The organism is Citrobacter sp. VF227, assembly GCF_052950715.1.
The window spans coordinates 1-258 of the sequence record NZ_JBRFVF010000721.1; the positions used below are offsets into that span (position 1 = coordinate 1).

General features: G+C 55.4%; 1 protein-coding gene. It reads right to left on the reverse strand.

Annotated elements, in window-relative coordinates:
- Window positions 1-258 (reverse strand): capsular polysaccharide export protein, LipB/KpsS family (locus tag ACU8YC_RS28725; protein ID WP_446896481.1); only part of this gene is annotated, 258 nt, incomplete at both ends.

The following is a 258-nucleotide window of genomic DNA, read 5'->3' on the forward strand; positions in this document are numbered from 1 at the left end:
GATCGTGGACATACAGTACCCGTCCGGCGATACCGTATTTCCCGCACAGCCCGGTGATCAGGGGGCCATAAAAGCGGTGTCCCCTGTCCATCGGATGATGTTTAAACACCAGATGGCTCTGCGCCGGAGCGTGCCGCGCAAACGAGCGGATCACCGTCTCAATATACTCCCGGACGTCTTTATACGGGCTGTGGAAAAGGATCTGGCTGTCGTTGTACACCTGCAGAATGGCCAGATAATACTGGTTGTCCAGCGTTT